We start from the raw sequence: 14,790 nt of genomic DNA, 5'->3' as shown, positions 1-14,790 counted from the left end.
TCGGGTCAGGGGTAGAGCGGGTGCGTGGCGATCATCACGATGGCCACCCAATGGCAGAGGAACGCCAGCACGGTGAGCGTGTGGAAGATCTCGTGGAATCCGAACACGCCCGGAACCGGGTTGGGCTTCTTCAGGCCGTAGACCACGGCGCCGATGCTGTAGAAGATGCCGCCGACCAGGATGAGCGTCATCATGACGGGGTCTGCCCGGAAGAAGTCGCCGATGAAGATCAGCGCGCCGTAGCCCAGCAACAGGTACAGCGGAACGTAGAGCCAGCGTGGCGCGGTGATCCAGAAGACGCGGAACGCGATGCCGAGAATCGCGCCGCTCCACACCAGCCAGAGCAGCAGCGTCGCCTTTTCGGGCGGCAGGGAGAGCACCGTGATCGGGGTGTACGAGCCCGCGATCAGCAGGAAGATGTTGGCGTGGTCGATGCGCTTGAGGATGACCTTCGTGCGCGGCTGCCAGTCGAAGCGGTGGTAGAGCGCCGAGTTGCCGAACAGCAGCATGGAGGTGGCGACGAAGACGGCTGAGCTCCACGTGGCCGCCGGACCCTCGGCGAGCACGAGCAGGATGATCCCGGCGACGATGGTGACCGGGAATGTGCCGGCGTGGATCCAGCCCCGCCAGGTCGGACGGAGGTCTTCCGGTCGCGGTTCGTCCTCTTCGAGGAGCGGCAGGTTAGCGATCTCCTGCTCGGCGTCCTTCTCGGCGTCGTCGGGAAGGCCTGCGCCGTCCCGGTGCTGTGCGTCTTTGGAGTGCTCTGCGGCCATGCAGCCAGAATACGGCAGTCGACGGGCCGGGCTTGCCGCTCCCGGAGCGGAGTGGGCTAGCGTGACTGTGTGCAGAATCGGCGAATACCCCTGGGGCGTGACTTCCTCTACAGCGTGTACCAGCGTCGGCTCCGGCGCAGCCTGTCGCCGAGCCAGCTTCCCCGCCACGTGGCCATGATCATCGATGGAAACCGGCGCTGGGCCAAACAGCTGGGCTTCGATTCTGCCGCGCACGGGCACCGGGCCGGCGCCGCCAAGATGCGCGAGTTCCTCGAGTGGTGTGACGACCTGGGCATCTCCGTGGTCACCCTGTACCTCTTGTCGGCCGACAACCTCACCCAGCGGCCCAGCGAGGAACTCGCGGACCTGGTCGAGATCATCGCCGAACTGGCCGAGGAACTCTCCCACTACCGCAACTGGCGCGTGCAGCAGGTTGGCTCCAGGGACAAGCTCCCCGAGCCGCTTGTGGCGGCGCTGGAGGCCGCCGAGGCGCGTACGGTGGGCAACAAGGGGCTGCACATCAACCTGGCCGTCGGCTACGGCGGAAGAACCGAGATCACCGACGCGATGCGGAGCATCGTCGCCACCCACCTCGCGCACGGCGGCAGGCTCGAGGACCTGGCCGAGACGCTCACCCCCGAACTCATCGGGCAGCACCTGTACACCGGCGGGCAGCCGGACCCGGAGCTCGTGATCCGCACCTCGGGGGAGCAGCGGCTCAGCGACTTCATGCTCTGGCAGAGCGCGCACAGCGAGTTCTACTTCGTCGAGGCACTCGGGCCGGACCTGCGCGAGGTGGACTTCCTGCGGGCCCTGCGAGATTTCGCCAAGCGGCAGCGCCGTTTCGGAGGTTAGTGCAACAACGACCGGAAAGGACACGCAGGTGACCTCGCTTCAGCGCTTCATCGACGGATTCCTCGAGGACCCCGGCTACCTGGACTACGGGCGGGTCGGCCCGTTGGCGTCCGTCGTCGTCGCCGAAACCCTCGGTCAGACCGAGGTGCTCTCGCGCGCCCGGTTCGGCAGCCTCGACCACCTGATCGAGCAGGACGAACGGCTGCGCGCCGCCGTGGCCGCAGCGACCGGCTTCCGGGCCGACCAGGTCGTGTCCCAGCCCAACACGAGCACCGGGCTCATGCAGGCACTCTTCGGCCTGACCGGCGACGTGCTGCTCTCGCCGCACGATTTCCCCAGCCTGCCCTTCGCCGCGGTGCGTGCGGCCGAGGCGCTGCACGTGGTCACCCCGCTCTGGCTCGACGGTGAGCATGAGCGCGTGACGCCCGGCCTGGTCAGGGAACAACTCACCGCCACGACCGCCGCGGTGGCCGTGTGCCTGGTCGATGCCCGCACCGGCTATCGCACCGACCTCGAGGGCATCCGGCAGGTGATCGGAGACCGGCTGCTCATCGTCGATGCGATCCAGGGCTTCGGCGTCACGGATGCCCCGTACGAGGTCGCCGATGTCGTCGCGTCCGGCGGTCAGAAGTGGGCCCGCGCGGGCTGGGGCACCGGCTTCCTCGCGCTCAGCGATCGCGCCGTCGAGATGCTCACCCCGGTGTTTTCCGGGTTCAGCGGCACGGACTCGCCGGACCTGCCCTGGGACGAGGTCCTGCCGCCCGGCTGCGGCGCGGGCGCGTTCCAGATCAGCAACCCGGACAGCTCGGCCCAGGCTCGATTCGCCGCAGCGCTCGAGGAGATCACCGCGGTGGGAGTGGCCGGGATCGAGGCCGCCGTCACCGAGAATGTCACGCGACTGATCGACCTCGCCGATGAATTCTCAGTCCCGCTCGCGTCGTCGCGGGACGAACGCGAACGCGCGGGCATCATCGTGCTCGAGCCAATGGCCGAGCAGCTCACGCTGCTCACCGCGGCGCTGTACAACCACGGTGTGACGGCGACGACGAGGGGCGGCCGGGTGCGGCTGAGCGTGCACGCGGCGCTATCGCCGGAGACCATCGAGATGTTGCGGGCCGCGTTCACGTCCTACTCCACCGCGGCCAGCTACTGACCCTCCCGAGGCGGCGCGGTACCCCCCGAATGTGACCGGTGGGTGACGGCAGGCGTGTCGCTCTTCCCTTTGCCGCCCGGGGGACGTAGCGTCATCCACATCAGGTATGGCGCCTGATCGAGACGGCCACATAAGTACGGCTCGAGAACCGCTCGTGGCCAGCTCGCCAATGGAATCCGCGCCCGTCATGGGCGTGGGGGGGAGTGGTTGTGACCGCTAATCAGACCGACCGGCGCAGTGCAGACCAGCCGGCGTCGCCCGTGAACCAGGCCGAACGCACCTACGTGCTGGACACCTCGGTGCTGTTGTCCGATCCGAAGGCGATCTTCGCCTTCGCCGAACACTCCGTTGTGCTCCCGGTCGTGGTGATCACCGAGCTGGAAGCCAAACGCAACGACCCCGAGATCGGGTACTTCGCGCGCCAGGCGCTCCGCAACCTCGACGAACTGCGGATGAAGTACGAGCGTCTCGACTTCCCGATCCCGGTCGGCGACGGCGGGACCCTCCGCGTCGAGTTGAACCACTCGAACATGTCGGTCCTGCCGTCCGGGCTGCAGCTGGGCGACAACGACTCCCGCATCCTCGCGGTCGCGATGAACCTGTCCAACGATGGGATGAACGTCACCGTCGTCTCGAAGGACCTCCCGCTGCGGGTGAAGGCGTCCTCGCTCGGCCTGGCAGCGGAAGAGTACCGGCACGAACTCGCCGTCGATTCCGGCTGGACCGGGATGGACGAGATCACCCTGAACGGGGCCCAGATCAACGAACTCTACGAGCACGAGGTGATGACGACCCGGCTTGTGCAGGACATGCCCGTCAACACGGGCCTGGTCATCCACTCGGAGCGCGGGTCCGCCCTCGGCCGGGTCACCGGCAGCGGCGAGCTCAAGCTCGTGCGCGGCGACCGCGACGTGTTCGGCCTGCACGGGCGCTCCGCCGAGCAGCGCCTGGCGATCGACCTTCTGCTCGACCCGAGCATCGGCATCCTTTCGCTGGGAGGTCGAGCGGGGACGGGGAAGTCGGCGCTCGCCCTCTGCGCCGGACTCGAGGCGGTGCTCGAGCGGCAGCAGCACCGCAAGATCATGGTGTTCCGGCCGCTCTACGCGGTCGGCGGCCAGGAACTCGGCTACCTGCCCGGCGACGCGAGCGAGAAGATGAACCCCTGGGGACAGGCGGTCTTCGACACGCTCGGAGCCCTCGTCTCGGAGAACGTGCTCGAAGAGGTCGTGGAGCGGGGGATCCTCGAGGTTTTGCCGCTCACGCACATTCGCGGGCGTTCGCTGCACGACGCGTTCGTGATCGTCGACGAGGCCCAGTCCCTGGAGCGGAACGTGCTGCTCACGGTGCTCAGCCGGATCGGGCAGAACTCGCGGGTGATCCTCACCCACGACGTCGCCCAGCGGGACAACCTTCGGGTGGGCCGCTTCGACGGTGTCGCGTCCGTGATCGAGACGCTCAAGGGGCATCCGCTCTTCGCCCACATGACGCTGACCCGCTCGGAGCGCAGCGCCATCGCGGCCCTGGTCACCGAGATGCTCGAGGGCAACGGCCCTTCCTGACCGCCGAAATTGACAGTTCCGGTCGAGTTTGCCCCGCGGAACAGGGCAACTCGACCGGAACTGTCAAACTCGAGGGCTGGGCCGGCTACCTGGCCTGGGGCGGGCGGGTCATGCTCAGCACGTCCAGGGCCACGTCGAGCTGCTCGAGGGTGACCTCGCCGCGCTCCACGAAGCCGAGGGCGATGACGGATTCGCGCACGGTCAGCGCCTCGGACACGGCGTGCTTGGCGACCTTCGCGGCCGCCTCGTAGCCGATCACCCGGTTGAGCGGGGTGACGATGGCGGGGGAGGACTCGGCGAGGGCGCGGGCGCGCTCCAGGTTGGCCTCGAGGCCGTCGACGGTCTTGTCGGCGAGCACGCGGCTCGCGTTCGTGAGCAGCCGGATCGACTCGAGCAGCGCGGTCCCCATCACCGGGATGGCGACGTTGAGCTCGAACGAGCCCGAGGCGCCGGACCAGGCGATCGTCGCGTCGTTACCGATGACCCGCGAGCAGACCATGAGCACGGCCTCCGGGATGACCGGGTTGACCTTGCCGGGCATGATCGAGGACCCCGGCTGCAGGTCGGGGATGTGCAGCTCGCCGATGCCGGCGTTGGGGCCGGAGCCCATCCAGCGGAGGTCGTTGCAGATCTTGGTCAGGCTGACCGCGATCGTGCGCAGGGCGCCGGATGCGTCGACCAGGCCGTCGCGGTTGGCCTGGGCCTCGAAGTGGTCCCTGGCCTCGGTGATCGGGAGTTCGGTCTCGGAGCAAAGCAGCTCGATCACGAGCTGTGGGAAGCCGGCGGGCGTGTTGATGCCGGTACCGACCGCGGTTCCGCCGAGCGGGACCTCGGCGACACGGGGGAGCGCGGAGCGCACGCGCTCGATGCCGAGGCGCATCTGGCGGGCATAGCCGCCGAACTCCTGGCCGAGGGTGACGGGCGTGGCATCCATCAGGTGCGTGCGCCCGGCCTTGACGGCGCCGGCCCACAGCTCGGCCTTGGCCTCGAGGGACACGGCGAGGTGGTCGAGTGCGGGGATGAGGTCGTCGATGAGCGCGCTCGTGACGGCGATGTGCACCGAGGTGGGGAACACGTCGTTTGAGGACTGCGACGCGTTGACGTGGTCGTTCGGGTGCACCGGGCGGCCGAGGGAGCGGGTGGCGAGGGTCGCAATGACCTCGTTCATGTTCATGTTCGAGGACGTCCCGCTGCCGGTCTGGTAGACGTCGATCGGGAACTGGCCGTCGTAGCGGCCGGTGATGACCTCGTCCGCGGCATCGGCGATGGCGGTCGCGATGGCGCCGTCGAGCACGCCGAGCCGTGCGTTGGCAAGCGCCGCGGACTTCTTGATCCGGGCGAGGGCCGCGATCTGCGCCGACTCGAGCACGGAGCCCGAGATCGGGAAGTTCTCGACGGCACGCTGCGTCTGGGCGCCGTAGAGCGCATCCCGGGGCACGCGCACCTCGCCCATCGTGTCGCGTTCGATCCGGTAGCCGGCGTCTGCGGAGTTGTCCACCACTGTGTGTTCCCTTTCGGTTTTTGTGTGCGCGGGCGCGCTAAACAATGCCCACGACGATGTCGGGGTCAGCGCGCCCTTCGAGGAGGCTGTAATTCGCTCCGACGATAGCCAATGTACCTTCTGCGACGGCGGCGCTGATCATCTCGGAGCGTTCGAGCAGTTCGGCGACCGTGTCGCGAAGATGCTCCCGTCCGACCGCCGGCTCGTCGATCGTGTCCGGGTCGATGGGCACGTCCGCGGCCAGCCCGCTCACGCGGCGGACGGCCGGCACGATCTTTTGGATGATCGAATTGATGTGGGGAGGCAGGGGGATGGCGTCTTCTGCCTGGGACTCAATGGCCGCGCGCACGGCCCCGCAACGGTCGTGCCCCAGCACGAGGATGAGGTGCACGTGCAGGATTTCCACGGCGTATTCGAGCGAGCCCAGCACGGAATCCGAGATGACCTGCCCCGCGTTGCGCACGACGAACAGGTCGCCGAGGCCCTTGTCGAAGATGATCTCGGCGGCCAGGCGCGAGTCGCTGCACCCGAACAGTGCCGCGACCGGGGCCTGGGTGAAGGCGATCTCGGCGCGCCGGTCGACGTCCTGGCGCGGGTGGCTCGGCTCGCCGTTGACGAAGCGTTCGTTGCCCCGGCGGAGCTCGTTCCAGACCTTCGAGGGAGTCGATGCCGGGCTCATCCCTGGTCTCCGTTCGTGTTCCGCGCGATGGTGTCGGTCAGCGCGCCGGCGAGCACCGTGAATTCGGCCTCGGGGGCCGTGCCGACGAGCAGGAAGGTGCTCGTCCCGGCCGTCGTCACGAGGGCATAGTCGAAGTTTCCGCGCTCGTCCTCTGGCGCGGTGTTGCGATAGACATCCCACTGGATGCCGTCGAGGGTGACGGTTTCGGCGGCGGGGGAGCCCTGCAACTGCTCGCTCACCCAGCTGGGGTTGGCGTCGATGCCCTGGTTGAGGCCGATGTAGGCGTCGGCAGGGGTGAGCAGGCCGATGTACCAGGAGGCGACCTTGTCGCTGCCGCCGGAACGCCAGGTCGCGGCGTTTGCACGCCAGCCGTCCGGCAGGCGGGGGCTGGCCAGCGGTTCCTCGACGCCGGGCTGCACCTGGCTGACAACGGCGCGGTAGTCGACGGTTCGGTCGATGGGCGTGTCGCTGCGCGGGACGATCATCACCAGGACCACCACGGCTGCGACGGTGACCAGGAGGGACAGGATCAGGTTGTTGACGGTCTTGCGGGCCCGGTATGTTCGGGTGTTCTCGGCCTTGCGGGCGGCCGTCTCCTCCGGGGTTTCCGGTCGTCCGAGCTCGGCGACGATCCGGGGCTCGCGCCTGGCGGCGCTCATGCGTCGGATTCGGCGGCCTGGCCGGCGCGGGCGGCGTCCAGCCGCGCCTTCGCGCCGATCAGCCACTCTTCGCAGCGGCGCGCGAGCGCCTCGCCGCGTTCCCACAGGGCGAGCGACTGCTCCAGGGTGGACGATCCCTGCTCGAGTTCGTTGACCACCCGAATGAGTTCGTCGCGGGCCTGCTCGTAGCTGAGAGCGCTGATATCGTCTGCGGGCTGGGTCATGGCATCCATTCTATTTCGACACGGCCCTCAGGGATCCGCGGGCGAGCGTGATGCGCAGCTCCGTGCCGCCGGGCGCCTGGTCCGGGGCGCGCACGACGTGCCCGTCCGGCAGCTGCACGATGGCGTAGCCGCGGTCGAGGGTGCCCTGCGGGGAGAGGGCGCGCAGTTGGGAGCGCAGGTCGACGACGGCGGCGCCGGCTCGTTCGACCACCCGGCCGACGAGCTCGGAACCGCGCGCGACATACCGGGTCAGGTCTTCGGACCGGGAGTCGACGATCCAGGTTGCCGAGCTCAGCGCAGGGCGGGAGCGGAGCTGCCCGATCCGGTCAACCTCCGAAGAGAGGATGCCGGTGAGCCGGGTGCTGAGGCGGGCGCGGGCCTGCTGCACCCGGTTGAGCTCGTCCGCGACATCCGGGACCACCCGCTTGGCCGCATCGGTCGGTGTGGAGGCGCGGAGGTCGGCGACCTCGTCGAGCAGGGGACGGTCGGCTTCATGGCCGATCGCACTGACGAGAGGGGTCCGGCAGGCGGCGGCCGCGCGGACGAGCCCTTCGTCGCTGAAGCCGAGGAGGTTCTGGAAATCGCCGCCGCCTCGGGCGACGATGATCACGTCGACCTCGGGGTCGGCGTCCAGCCGCTTGATCGCCGCCGTCACCTCGGACACCATGCGGTCCCCCTGGACGGCCGCGTGCACGACCCGGAACGTGACGGCGGGCCAGCGCAGCTGGGCGTTGCGAAGCACGTCCTTCTCGGCATCGGAATCCTTGCCGGTGACGAGGCCGATGCAGTGGGGGAGGAACGGCAGGCGGATCTTGCGCGAGGCGTCGAAGAGTCCCTCGCCGGCGAGTTGCTTGCGCAGCCGCTCCAGCCGCTCGAGCATGTCGCCGAGGCCGACGTGGCGAAGTTCGAACACCTGCATGGTGAGCGTGCCGCCCTTGACCCAGTAGTTGGGTTTGACCAGCGCGATGACCCGGTCGCCCTGCTTGAAGTCGTTGGTGAGTTTCGCGCGGACGGACGACCAGACCGTGAAGCTGACCGTGGCGTCCTCGGTGAGATCCTTGAGCTTGCCGTAGACGTTGCCGCCGCTCTGGCCCCACTGGGTGATCTCGCCCTCGATCCAGACGGTCCCGAGGCGGTCGATGTAGTCGCGGATCTTGCCGGAGAGCATCGCGACCGGCCAGGGGGTCTCGACGGTGGTGGGGCCCTGGGTCATTGCTGGTCTCCTCCCACGGAACCCGTCCAGGGGTGCGCGCCTAGAATGGGTCCGTGACCATCAGTACTAATTCGCCCGTGATCGGCCTTGGCATGCCTCGGATACTGAGTGCGCCGGGCAGGCTCAAGGATACCCCGGTGGCGGGGGGCAAACGGGTGCTGCTGGCCGCCCCGCGCGGATACTGCGCCGGGGTCGACCGTGCCGTCATCGCCGTGGAGAAGGCCCTGGAGCACTACGGCGCCCCGGTTTACGTGCGCAAGCAGATCGTGCACAACACCCATGTCGTGGCCGAACTGGAGCACAAGGGCGCCGTCTTCGTCGACGAGGTCGACGAGGTGCCGACCGGGTCACACATCGTTTTCAGCGCGCATGGAGTCTCGCCGGCCGTGGTCAATGCCGCCGCGGAACGCGGACTCCAGGCCATCGATGCGACCTGCCCGCTCGTCACCAAGGTGCACCGCGAGGCGGTGCGCTTCGCCCGCGACGACTTCGAAATCCTCCTGATCGGCCATGAAGGCCACGAAGAGGTCGAAGGCACCGCCGGGGAGGCGCCGGAGAACACCACCCTGGTCGGCAGCCCCGACGACGCCGACATCGTCGAGGTGCGGAATCCGGCCAGGGTCGTTTGGTTGTCCCAGACGACCCTGAGCGTGGACGAAACCATGGAAACCGTGCGCCGCCTGCGCAAGCGGTTCCCGCTGCTGCAGGATCCACCGAGCGACGACATTTGCTACGCCACCCAGAACCGCCAGGTCGCCATCAAGAAGGTTGCCGCCGATTCCGACCTCGTCATCGTCGTCGGCTCAGCGAACTCGTCCAACTCCGTGCGCCTGGTCGAGGTGGCCCTCGAGTACGGCGCCACGGCCGCCTACCGGATCGACTACGCCAGCGAAGTGAAGCAGGAGTGGCTCGACGGGGTGAACACCGTGGGCGTCACGAGCGGGGCATCCGTTCCGGAGGAACTCGTCGACGAGCTGCTCTCCGCCCTCGCGGATGCCGGCTACGCCGACGTCATTCCGGTCAAGACGGCCGAGGAAGACCTGATCTTCTCCCTGCCCAAGGAACTGCGCGGCAACCTCAAGGGCAGCCGGGCCGCACAACCGGAGTAGCGCGCCGGCTACGGCTGGCCGTACAGCTCGAGCAGGGTTGGATCGGCAGTCACGACGACCCCGATGAACACGAAGATCACCACGACCGAGACGGCGCCGCCGATCAGCGGAACGTAGAAGGCGCGGCGGCCGCGAGTCAGCAGCAGGATCGACAGCACGGTCGTCACGATCCAGATTCCGGCTTCGACGATGCGACCGGCCGTGATCAGGCCGGCGACCGAGGCGGCCGGGGTGTAGGTGCCGAGGTCTTCCTGCGTGTACAGCACCTGCATGGCCTGGGGCAGCGAGCCCAGGACCGAGACCATCAAGAACGTCGCCAGGAGCCCGAAGATGAGCAGGGCGAGCGTGACCGGTCGGTCCCAAGCGGGCGTGCGGGACGCCCCGGGCGCCGTGGCGGCCGCCGGGACCGATGCGGCGTCGGGCGCGACGGGAATGGCCGGGGCGGCGGAGTCATCCTTCGGCGGCGTCCAGCTCCAGCCTTCCGGCGCGAGCTCGCCGAATTGCGGCCGGGGGCGGGTGTCCTCCGGGCGGTTCGGCTCGGAAGAATTCGGGTCGGGAATCGTCATGCGCCGGAGCTAGCTGTTCGAGTGGCCGGCCGAGCCCAGCTGACGGGTCGAGTCGACGACGCGGGCGGCCATGGCCGCCTCGGCCACCTTGCCCCAGGCGCGGGGGTCGTAGACCTTCTTGTTGCCCACTTCGCCGTCGACCTTGAGCACGCTGTCGTAGTTCTTGAGCATGTAGTCGGCGATCGCCCGGGTGAAGGCGTACTGGGTGTCCGTGTCGATGTTCATTTTGATGACGCCGTTGGCGACCGCCTCGGCGATTTCCGCGTCGGTCGAGCCGGAGCCGCCGTGGAAGACGAGGTCGAGCGGCTTGGGGCCGGTTCCGTACTTCTCGGCCAGGCCCTCCTGAATGCCCTTGAGCAGTTCCGGGCGCAGCTTGACGTTGCCGGGCTTGTACACGCCGTGCACATTGCCGAAGGTGAGCGCCGACATGTAGCGACCCTGCTCGCCCAGGCCGAGGGCTTCGACCAGCGCGATGGCGTCATCGAGGCTGGTGTAGAGCTTCTCGTTGATGTCGTGGCTGACGCCATCCTCTTCGCCGCCGACGACGCCGACCTCAACTTCGAGGATCGCGTTAATCGCGCGGGTGCGCGCCAGCATGTTCTTGGCGATCTCGAGGTTCTCGCCGAGCGGCACGGAGGATCCGTCCCACATGTGGGACTGGAAGATCGGGTTGCGGCCGGCCTTGACCTCGTCCTCGGAGGCCGCGATCAGCGGCATGACGAAGTCGTCGAGGGCGCCCTTCGGGCAGTGGTCGGTGTGCAGCGCGACGGTGATCGGGTAGTTGTCGGCGACCGAGTGCACGAAGCGGGCGAAGGCGAGGGCGCCGGATGCGCGGTTCTTCACGGTGTGGCCGGCGAAGTAGTCCGCGCCGCCCGTGGTGACCTGGATGATGCCGTCGGAGCCGGCCTCGGTGAGGCCCTGCAGCACCGCGTTGATGGTCTGAGACGAAGAGACGTTGAATGCGGGGTAGGCGAATCCCTTGTCCTTGGCCTTGTTCAGCATCTCGGCGTACTGGTCTGGGGTGGCGATAGGCATGGCGTCTCCTGAGGAAGTATCCGGCTGGGTGGCTCAATACTACCGAGACTGCCCATAGGCCGGGGCGCATATGTCGACCCGCCGCCGCACCCCCAGCGGCGCGACGCTAAGCTGGCCGAGGTGGCTCTGGCCTACCTGCGCCGGCCCGCTGACGGGCTTCGCCACTGCAACACGCTTCGTCCGGGAAGGACCATTTGTGAACAGCACTGACCCCATCGTCACTGACCCCATCGTGTACGCGCACCCCGATCGCAACCTGGCCATGGAGCTGGTGCGCGCGACCGAGGCAGCCGCGATTCGCGCCGTGCCGTTCATCGGCCGCGGCGACAAGTATGCCGCCGACAAGGCCGCCGTCGACGCCATGCGCGCGTTCCTCGGCACCGTTAACTTCGACGGCCTCATTGTGATCGGCGAGGGCGAGAAGGACGAGGCGCCGATGCTCTTCAACGGGGAACGTGTCGGCACCGGCCGTGGCCCCGCCTGCGACATCGCCGTCGACCCGATCGACGGCACGAGCCTCACGGCCGCGGGCCGCCAGAACGCCATCTCCGTGATCGCCGTCTCCGACCGCGGCACGATGCTGGACGCGTCATCCGTGTTCTACATGGACAAGATCGTCACCGGCGCCGTCGGCCGCGGCGTCGTGAGCCTCGACCAGTCGATCGGCGACAACATCCGCGAGCTGTCGAAGGCCATCGGCAAGCCTGTCGGCGACATGACCATTGCCGTCCTCGACCGTCCCCGCCACGCGGGACTCATCGACGCCATTCGAAGCGCGGGGGCGGGCACCCGGCTCATGCTCGACGGCGATGTGGCCGGCGGCATCAACGCCGCCCGTTACGAGACTCGCATCGACATGTGCGTCGGCATCGGCGGCAGCCCCGAGGGCATCACCACGGCCTGCGCGCTCAAGGCGCTGGGCGGTTACATGCAGGGCCGCCTCGCGCCCAAGGACGACGCCGAGCGGGCCAGGGGCGTCGCGGCCGGCCTGGACATCGACAAACTGCTCGAAATCGACGACATGGTCAGCGGCGACAACACGTTCTTCGTGGCCACCGGTGTCACCGACGGCGGACTCGTCGACGGCGTGCGCCGCAAGGGCCCGATGATCCGCACCGAAAGCATTGTGCTCCGGTCGCGTTCGGGCACTGCCCGCCGCGTCGTCGCCGAGCACCTCGCCGAGAAGTGGCTCTAAGGCCCTGACTTCCCTCGCCGAACTGTGAGTTTGGCACCTTCGGCGCGCTCGTGAAGGTGCCGAACTCACAGTTCGGCGCGCTCGCGCAGCACATGTGCTGGGCGGTTCTTCCTGTCCCCTTCAGGCCCGTCCCGGTTGAGTTGCGGAGAAAGTACCTTCGTCGCAAAGTTGAAGGTACTTTGTCCGCAGTTCAACTTCGCGGGCCGCGTGGAGGATTGCTCGCGAGCGGTCAGTCGGCGGCGCGGATGACGGCGGCTTCGAGCTCGGCCGTCTCGAGCTCGGCCACGAATTCGAACGCGGCCAGTTCGCGCGGCGTCTCCTCGATGCCCACCAGCGGCGCGAGGACCTTCGACTCGTCCAGGGCGTTGAGCTTGCGCGCCGTGGGGAGCACCTGGCGTTCCATCGAGCCGACGAAGCCGTTGTAGTCCTTCACGGTGCGTTCGATCGAGCGGCCCAGCTTCTCGATGTGCGTCGCCGTCGTGGCCAGGCGCGAGTAAAGCTCCCGGCTGAGGTCGAAGAGAACCTTGGCATCCTGGGTGAGCACGTCCTGCTGCCAGCTGAACGCGACCGTCTTGAGCACCGACCAGAGCGTCACCGGCGAGGCGAGAGCGACGCGCTTGCCGAAGGCGAACTCCATGATCGTCGGGTCGGCTTCCATAGCCGATGAGACGAGCGATTCGCTCGGGATGAACGCGATCACGATCTCCGGCGACGCCTCGAGTCCCTGCCAATAGGCTTTGCTGCCGAGGGCCGTGATGTGGTCGCGGACCGCCTTCACGTGCGCCTTCATGTAGGTCTCCCGACGGGCGCCTTCCGCGCCGGTAGCGGTGGCGGGGATCTGACTCGCCTCGAGGAAGGCGGTGAACGGCACCTTCGCGTCGACGGCGATGTTCTTGCCCCCGGGCAGGTGCACGACCATGTCGGGGCGCCCCGCGCCGGCATCCGAGGTGATGCTGGACTGCATGTCGAAGTCGACCCGCTCGATCAGGCCGGCGGCCTCGACCACGCTGCGCAGCTGTGTCTCGCCCCAGACCCCGCGGGTGCTGTTGGAGCGCAGGGCGGAGGCCAGCGATTCCGCGGTGCTGCGCAGGCGCTCCTCGGACTCGGTGGCCGAACGAAGCTGCTGGCTGAGTTCGCCGTGCTGCAGGCTGCGCTGTGCCTCGAGCTCGGACACCTTCTTCTGCATGTCCTGCAAGCTCTCCCGCACCGGGGCCAGGGCCTGGAGCACCTTGCTTTCCTGGCGTTCCCGCTCCGACCGGGCCTCCTGGTCGGTGCGCTGGCGGTCGATGAGCTCGCGGTACTGCTGCTGGGCGTCGAGGATCTGGCCACGCATGCCCTCGGCGGTGGCCTGCATCGCCGCGAGTTCCTCGCGCAGGAGGGACTGCACGGCCGCGTCGGCCGCCCGGGTCTCGGCCAGCGCCACCTGGTGCCGCGCCTCGACCACGGCCGGGTCTTCGGCCGCGGTCGAGGCCGAGCGGCGGCGCTGCAGCACGACGACCGCCAGGAGTGCGCCGAGGAGCACGCCGATGACGATTCCGAGGATGAGGCTGAGCAGTGGGTCCATGTCTCAAGTGTGCCAGTGGCCACCGACAGAGCCCGTGAAGCGCGGGAGGTGCGCTGTTAGTTCAGCGCCATCGGACCGTGCGTGGCGGCGTGTTCGCGGGTGGCGACGGGGCCGATCACACCGATCTTGACGCCGGTGATGTGCGCGAGCTGCTCGAGCGTGTCGGCCTCGTGTCGCTGCGCAGCGTGGATCATGATCGCGGCGCACGCCTCGGCATCGGCCAGCGCGTCGTGGTGGGCGAAGTCCTCGAACCCGGCGGCCATCGCGGCGACCGGGAGCCGGTAGGAGTCGAGGTGGTAGGTGCGCCGGGCCACCTGCAGGCTGCAGACGTACGCGAAGTCGGGGATCGCCAGGCCGGCGACGGTCGACGAGGTCGAGATGACGCCCAGGTCGAAGCCGGCGTTGTGTGCCACGAGGTGGTCGCCGTCGGCGAAGGCAACCAGGTCGGGGAGCTGGGCCGCCCAGCCGGCGGCACCGGCGACATCCGACGGGCGGATGCCGTGGATCTTGATATTCCACTCCTGGAATGCGTCGTGGCCGACCGGGGGCCGGATGAACCAGCCCACACGCTCGACGACCTTGCCGTCCCTGACCTTCACCATGCCGACCGAGCAGGCCGAAGCGGCGGAGGAGTTGGCGGTCTCGAAGTCGATGGCGGTGAAGTTGAGGGGCACGTCCTCATCGTCTCACGCGCCGCTGACAGGG

At 68.4% G+C, this 14,790-nt stretch carries 15 protein-coding genes; 5 read left to right on the top strand and 10 right to left on the bottom strand.

Going from position 1 to position 14,790, the window contains the following annotated elements; all coding sequences use genetic code 11:
* Positions 1 to 5: 5 nt before the first annotated feature.
* On the bottom strand, positions 6 to 773 hold the full coding sequence (locus tag E3T33_RS07890; RefSeq protein ID WP_092321259.1) for a hemolysin III family protein: 768 nt from the start codon (positions 771 to 773) through the stop codon (positions 6 to 8).
* A gap of 69 nt (positions 774 to 842) precedes the next feature.
* Between E3T33_RS07890 and E3T33_RS07885 the strand changes: the two genes are divergently transcribed.
* The 3 genes from E3T33_RS07885 to E3T33_RS07875 all read left to right on the top strand — a co-directional run bounded on the left by E3T33_RS07885 (position 843) and on the right by E3T33_RS07875 (position 4,340).
* Positions 843 to 1,628, top strand: coding sequence for an isoprenyl transferase (locus E3T33_RS07885; RefSeq protein ID WP_092321260.1), 786 nt, complete (start codon positions 843 to 845; stop codon positions 1,626 to 1,628).
* A 28-nt stretch (positions 1,629 to 1,656) separates the two neighbouring features.
* Positions 1,657 to 2,781, top strand: coding sequence for an aminotransferase class V-fold PLP-dependent enzyme (locus E3T33_RS07880; protein ID WP_092321261.1), 1,125 nt, complete (start codon positions 1,657 to 1,659; stop codon positions 2,779 to 2,781).
* Positions 2,782 to 3,041: 260 nt separating this feature from the next.
* A complete protein-coding gene (locus tag E3T33_RS07875) occupies positions 3,042 to 4,340 on the top strand; it encodes a PhoH family protein (RefSeq protein WP_241977049.1) in 1,299 nt (432 codons plus the stop codon).
* Between the two features lie 85 nt (positions 4,341 to 4,425).
* Here the strand turns inward: E3T33_RS07875 and E3T33_RS07870 are convergent, their stop codons facing one another.
* From E3T33_RS07870 to xseA, 5 genes are read right to left on the bottom strand one after another with little or no spacing between them, the layout of a single operon-like run.
* Positions 4,426 to 5,841, bottom strand: a complete 1,416-nt coding sequence (locus tag E3T33_RS07870) for a class II fumarate hydratase (protein ID WP_134474655.1) — start codon at positions 5,839 to 5,841, stop codon at positions 4,426 to 4,428.
* Between the two features lie 37 nt (positions 5,842 to 5,878).
* Positions 5,879 to 6,520 carry a carbonic anhydrase gene (locus tag E3T33_RS07865; protein WP_092321263.1) on the bottom strand — a complete coding sequence of 214 codons (642 nt, stop codon included), beginning with the start codon at positions 6,518 to 6,520 and terminating at the stop codon, positions 5,879 to 5,881.
* The gene (locus E3T33_RS07860; RefSeq protein WP_092321264.1) at positions 6,517 to 7,179 is read right to left on the bottom strand and encodes a DUF4245 domain-containing protein; all 663 of its coding nucleotides are present in this window, start codon (positions 7,177 to 7,179) and stop codon (positions 6,517 to 6,519) included. The genes E3T33_RS07865 and E3T33_RS07860 overlap by 4 nt, the downstream gene beginning before the upstream one ends.
* Positions 7,176 to 7,412 carry an exodeoxyribonuclease VII small subunit gene (locus E3T33_RS07855; RefSeq protein ID WP_092321265.1) on the bottom strand — a complete coding sequence of 79 codons (237 nt, stop codon included), beginning with the start codon at positions 7,410 to 7,412 and terminating at the stop codon, positions 7,176 to 7,178. The genes E3T33_RS07860 and E3T33_RS07855 overlap by 4 nt, the downstream gene beginning before the upstream one ends.
* A 1-nt stretch (position 7,413) precedes the next feature.
* Positions 7,414 to 8,616: an exodeoxyribonuclease VII large subunit gene (xseA, locus tag E3T33_RS07850; RefSeq protein ID WP_092321266.1), complete on the bottom strand. Its 1,203-nt coding sequence runs from the start codon at positions 8,614 to 8,616 to the stop codon at positions 7,414 to 7,416.
* Positions 8,617 to 8,708: 92 nt separating this feature from the next.
* On the opposite strand from xseA, the gene E3T33_RS07845 reads away from it, so the two are divergent.
* Positions 8,709 to 9,725 (top strand): 4-hydroxy-3-methylbut-2-enyl diphosphate reductase, encoded by a 1,017-nt coding sequence (locus tag E3T33_RS07845; protein ID WP_092321346.1) that lies wholly within the window; start codon positions 8,709 to 8,711, stop codon positions 9,723 to 9,725.
* Between the two features lie 8 nt (positions 9,726 to 9,733).
* Here the strand turns inward: E3T33_RS07845 and E3T33_RS07840 are convergent, their stop codons facing one another.
* Both E3T33_RS07840 and fbaA read right to left on the bottom strand, forming a co-directional pair.
* Entirely contained in the window at positions 9,734 to 10,291 is a 558-nt protein-coding gene (locus E3T33_RS07840) for a DUF6264 family protein (RefSeq protein ID WP_134474660.1), read from the bottom strand.
* Between the two features lie 9 nt (positions 10,292 to 10,300).
* Entirely contained in the window at positions 10,301 to 11,326 is a 1,026-nt protein-coding gene (gene fbaA / locus E3T33_RS07835) for a class II fructose-bisphosphate aldolase (protein ID WP_092321268.1), read from the bottom strand.
* A 262-nt stretch (positions 11,327 to 11,588) separates the two neighbouring features.
* On the opposite strand from fbaA, the gene glpX reads away from it, so the two are divergent.
* Positions 11,589 to 12,521, top strand: coding sequence for a class II fructose-bisphosphatase (gene glpX, locus E3T33_RS07830; RefSeq protein ID WP_134575097.1), 933 nt, complete (start codon positions 11,589 to 11,591; stop codon positions 12,519 to 12,521).
* 229 nt (positions 12,522 to 12,750) lie between these two features.
* Here glpX and rmuC read toward each other — a convergent pair whose 3' ends face one another.
* Both rmuC and E3T33_RS07820 read right to left on the bottom strand, forming a co-directional pair.
* The gene (gene rmuC, locus E3T33_RS07825; protein ID WP_092321269.1) at positions 12,751 to 14,085 is read right to left on the bottom strand and encodes a DNA recombination protein RmuC; all 1,335 of its coding nucleotides are present in this window, start codon (positions 14,083 to 14,085) and stop codon (positions 12,751 to 12,753) included.
* 56 nt (positions 14,086 to 14,141) lie between these two features.
* On the bottom strand, positions 14,142 to 14,759 hold the full coding sequence (locus E3T33_RS07820; RefSeq protein ID WP_092321270.1) for an exonuclease domain-containing protein: 618 nt from the start codon (positions 14,757 to 14,759) through the stop codon (positions 14,142 to 14,144).
* Between the last annotated feature and the right edge of the window lie 31 nt (positions 14,760 to 14,790).

Source organism: Cryobacterium sp. TMT1-2-1 (genome assembly GCF_004403955.1).
Classification (GTDB): domain Bacteria; phylum Actinomycetota; class Actinomycetes; order Actinomycetales; family Microbacteriaceae; genus Cryobacterium; species Cryobacterium psychrotolerans.
The sequence above is the reverse complement of the archived record's forward strand: the minus strand, read 5'-3'. Positions and strand labels throughout refer to the sequence as shown.

Excerpts from the sequence above, each read along its gene's own strand:
- E3T33_RS07890 (WP_092321259.1), bottom strand. The coding sequence starts at position 773 with ATGGCCGCAGAGCACTCCAAAGACGCACAGCACCGGGACGGCGCAGGC.
- E3T33_RS07865 (WP_092321263.1), bottom strand. The coding sequence starts at position 6,520 with ATGAGCCCGGCATCGACTCCCTCGAAGGTCTGGAACGAGCTCCGCCGG.
- E3T33_RS07860 (WP_092321264.1), bottom strand. The coding sequence starts at position 7,179 with ATGAGCGCCGCCAGGCGCGAGCCCCGGATCGTCGCCGAGCTCGGACGA.
- E3T33_RS07855 (WP_092321265.1), bottom strand. The coding sequence starts at position 7,412 with ATGGATGCCATGACCCAGCCCGCAGACGATATCAGCGCTCTCAGCTAC.
- xseA (WP_092321266.1), bottom strand. The coding sequence starts at position 8,616 with ATGACCCAGGGCCCCACCACCGTCGAGACCCCCTGGCCGGTCGCGATG.
- E3T33_RS07845 (WP_092321346.1), top strand. The coding sequence starts at position 8,709 with ATGCCTCGGATACTGAGTGCGCCGGGCAGGCTCAAGGATACCCCGGTG.
- E3T33_RS07840 (WP_134474660.1), bottom strand. The coding sequence starts at position 10,291 with ATGACGATTCCCGACCCGAATTCTTCCGAGCCGAACCGCCCGGAGGAC.
- fbaA (WP_092321268.1), bottom strand. The coding sequence starts at position 11,326 with ATGCCTATCGCCACCCCAGACCAGTACGCCGAGATGCTGAACAAGGCC.
- glpX (WP_134575097.1), top strand. The coding sequence starts at position 11,589 with ATGGAGCTGGTGCGCGCGACCGAGGCAGCCGCGATTCGCGCCGTGCCG.
- rmuC (WP_092321269.1), bottom strand. The coding sequence starts at position 14,085 with ATGGACCCACTGCTCAGCCTCATCCTCGGAATCGTCATCGGCGTGCTC.